This window comes from Streptomyces sp. FH025 (assembly GCF_017427025.1).
Lineage (GTDB): Bacteria > Actinomycetota > Actinomycetes > Streptomycetales > Streptomycetaceae > Kitasatospora.
Genome location: NZ_JAFLNG010000804.1, coordinates 1 through 3,126, shown reverse-complemented (window position 1 = coordinate 3,126; position 3,126 = coordinate 1). Strand labels below are relative to the sequence as shown.

The window sequence follows — 3,126 nt, the reverse complement described above, 5'->3', positions numbered from 1 at the left end:
CTTCGGCGACCGCGGCCTCCCAGCGGAGGCCACCGGCCCGGGGCAGGCTTGCGAACAGACACCTCCTCCCGGCCGGAAGGGAGCCCTCATGTCCTCCCGGAACGGCACACGCTCAAAAACACAGGCGTCTCCGCGCTGCTGCTGCGGATCACCGCTAGCGGTCCCGCCCCGCCCGCAGGGCGGCCGGGGTGAGGCCGGTGTGCAGGCGCATGGTGCGGGTGAGGTGGCTCTGGTCGGCGAAGCCGCAGAGCCGGGCGATCGCGGCGATCGGGGTGTCGGTGGTGAGCAGGGCCCGGCGGGCGCGTTCCAGGCGCAGCCGGACGAGGTACTGGTGCGGGGACTGGCCGGTGGACGCGCGGAAGGCCCGGGTGAAGTGGGAGGCGCTGACGCCCGCGACGGCGGCGAGTTCGGGCAGCGGGAGCCGGCCGTCGAGTGAGCCGTTCATGTGGTCGATGACCCGGTTCAGCCGCTTGGGGGCCAGCCCGCCCTCGCGCTCGGGCAGGGCGGGGCCACGAGTGGCGGCGGTGCGGATCAGGTGGGCGGCGAGCGCCTGGAGCATCGACTGCGCGTAGAGCGGGTCGGCGGGTTGCGGGCCCTCGTACTCGGCGACCAGGCGCTCGACCAGCATGCCCAGGAACGGGTCGGTGACGTGGAAGCGCGGGGTGAGCTCGAGCGGTCCCGGCAGGTCGCTCTCGGTGGCGAGTTTCTCCAGCCAAGCCGGTTCGAGGGCCACCAGCATCAGCTCGGCGTCCTGTTCCCAGCGCGGGCGCGAGGCCCAGCCCGCCGGGTTGACCAGCGCCTGGCCCCGGTGGAAGCGCTCCCGCCGGGGGCGGCCGTCCGCGGACCAGCGCAGGTCGGCCGGGCCTCCCGTGTGGACCACCACGACGTGCCGGGACGGCCCGTCCGCCGCCTCTCCCCCGCCGGCCCGCTCCAGTCCGCGCTCGACCACGCCCTCGTCGAGGTCCGCGCCGCTGCCGGAGAGCCGGACCAGGTGCGGCTTGATCGCCGAAACGGTCGGGCTCTCGGACTTCGCGGGTGTCTCCATACCGTCGATTGTGGTCCGTCCGGGTGAGGAGCGCCGAACCGGCACGACGGCCACCGAGCGTGTCGGCCGGGATCATGAGCGGTTTGTTCCATGATCCGCTCGATCGTTCAAGCCCGGGGCCGCGCCCTCGGCGGACAGTGGTCGGGCGAACAACCCCCTCATCAGGCGAGGAGCCGAAGATCATGAGCAACAACCACTCCCTCACCGGCAAGGTCGTCCTGGTCGGCGCCGGCGCGAAGAACCTCGGCGGGCTGATCAGCCGCTCGGTCGGCGCGGACGGCGCCAAGGTCGTCGTGCACTACCACTCCGCCGCGACCGCGCCGGACGCCGAGGCGACGGTCGCCGCCGTCAAGGCATCCGGCGGCGAGGCGGTGGCCGTCCAGGGCGACCTGACGAAGGTCGCGGACGTGGAGCGCGTCTTCGCCACCGCGAAGGACGCCTTCGGCGGTGTCGACGTCGCGGTCAACACGGCGGGCATGGTGCTGCGCAAGCCGATCGTCGAGACGACGGAGGCCGAGTACGACCTGATGCACGCGGTCAACGCCAAGGCCGCGTACTTCTTCATCCGCGAGGCCGGCAAGCAGCTCAACGACGGCGGCAGGATCATCACCATCGTGACCTCGCTGCTGGCCGCCTTCACCGACGGCTACTCCACCTACGCCGGGGCGAAGGCCCCCGTCGAGCACTACACCCGGGCCGCGGCCAAGGAGTTCGCCGCACGCGGGATCTCGGTGAACAACATCGCCCCGGGCCCGATGGACACCCCGTTCTTCTACGGCCAGGAGACCCCGGAGCGGGTCGCCTTCCACAAGTCCCAGGCGATGGGCGACCAGCTGACCAAGATCGAGGACATCGCCCCGATCGTGACGTTCCTCGCCACCGACGGCGGGTGGATCACCGGCCAGACCCTCTTCGCCAACGGCGGCTACACCACCCGCTGAGGCCACCCGGGGGGAGGTCCGTACAGCGGGGGTCCGAACGGCCGGGGGTCTGTCCCGTACGGCCGGGAGGTCTGTACCGCCGGAAGGTCCGTACCGCCGGCGTTCCGTGCGGCCGGGGCCGAGTGCCCCGGCCGCACGTCCGGCGTGGTCGTCCGCTCCGTGCCTACGCGCCGACGGGGCCGCTCAGCGCCTGGCGGCGGTGGTCGCGGGGCGAGAGCCCGTAGACGCTCTTGAAGGCGCGGGCGAAGTCGTCCGCACGGGGGATGCCGCAGCGGGCGGCGATGACCTGGACCGGCAGACCGCGCAGCGCGGGGTCGGCCAGCTCGCGGTGCGCCTTCCTCAGCCGCTGCCTGCGGATGAACGCGGCGACGGTCTCGCCCTGCGACTCCGGAGTGAAGAGGCGGTGCAGGTAGCTGACGGAGACGTGGTGGGCGGCGGCGACCACGGCCGGGGTCAGGTCGGGGTCGTGGAGGTTGTGCCGGATGAACGACCGGACGTTCTCCACCAGGGCCCGATGCCGGGCGTCCGGCGACAACATCCGCTCGGCGTCGAGCTCGCAGGCCATCCACGCCGCCACGAGGTCGACCACGACGGTTCCGAGCCGGGACGCCTCGGCCGGCCGCAGCCCGGGGGCCTGCCGGTACAGGCCGCGCGTGAACTCGGCGAGCAGCGCGCCGGCGCCGTTCTGCCCGAGGGTCTTGCGGCCCAGCAGATCGCGCCACTGGCGGCGGGGAATCGGCAGCAGCGACGCCGGGACGTCGATGCCCACGCCTTCGACCCGGGGTTCCGCCGGGCCGGTGCCGGGGGTGCCGATGGCGAGGGATTCGTATGAATGGGAACTGTTGGCCAGGAGGAGGTCGCCGGGCCCGTAGACCTCGGTCCGGTCGGTGTGGTGCCTCATCGTCATGGTGCCGCTGAGCAGAAGTGTCAGGTGGATCAGCTCCGGATCCGACCGCCGGACCATGCGGTCGGTGCGCCGGAACGACGCGGACGGGAAGGACGTCCCCAGCAGGACCGCCGGACCCAGCACCGAACGCTGCAGCTGTCCCGCGAAGCTGTCGGCGTCAGCGCTGCTCACGGCGCAGTCCCGCGTCCGGGTGATCGCGTCCCGCCAGTGGTCGAAACGGTCCGTGGACACAC

At 72.7% G+C, this 3,126-nt stretch carries 3 protein-coding genes; 1 reads left to right on the top strand and 2 read right to left on the bottom strand.

What is annotated here, in order from left to right:
• Positions 1-154 precede the first annotated feature (154 nt).
• Positions 155-1,045 (bottom strand): helix-turn-helix domain-containing protein, encoded by an 891-nt coding sequence (locus J0670_RS34110; protein WP_207816220.1) that lies wholly within the window; start codon positions 1,043-1,045, stop codon positions 155-157.
• 182 nt (positions 1,046-1,227) lie between these two features.
• On the opposite strand from J0670_RS34110, the gene J0670_RS34105 reads away from it, so the two are divergent.
• Complete coding sequence (locus J0670_RS34105; protein ID WP_207816219.1) at positions 1,228-1,986, top strand: SDR family oxidoreductase; 759 nt, start codon at positions 1,228-1,230, stop codon at positions 1,984-1,986.
• 163 nt (positions 1,987-2,149) lie between these two features.
• Here J0670_RS34105 and J0670_RS34100 read toward each other — a convergent pair whose 3' ends face one another.
• The gene (locus J0670_RS34100; protein ID WP_207816218.1) at positions 2,150-3,124 is read right to left on the bottom strand and encodes an AraC family transcriptional regulator; all 975 of its coding nucleotides are present in this window, start codon (positions 3,122-3,124) and stop codon (positions 2,150-2,152) included.
• Positions 3,125-3,126: the final 2 nt, after the last annotated feature.

What these genes read in the sequence shown, in the direction of transcription:
- J0670_RS34110 (WP_207816220.1), bottom strand. Translation starts at nt 1,045, where the DNA reads ATGGAGACACCCGCGAAGTCCGAGAGCCCGACCGTTTCGGCGATCAAG.
- J0670_RS34105 (WP_207816219.1), top strand. Translation starts at nt 1,228, where the DNA reads ATGAGCAACAACCACTCCCTCACCGGCAAGGTCGTCCTGGTCGGCGCC.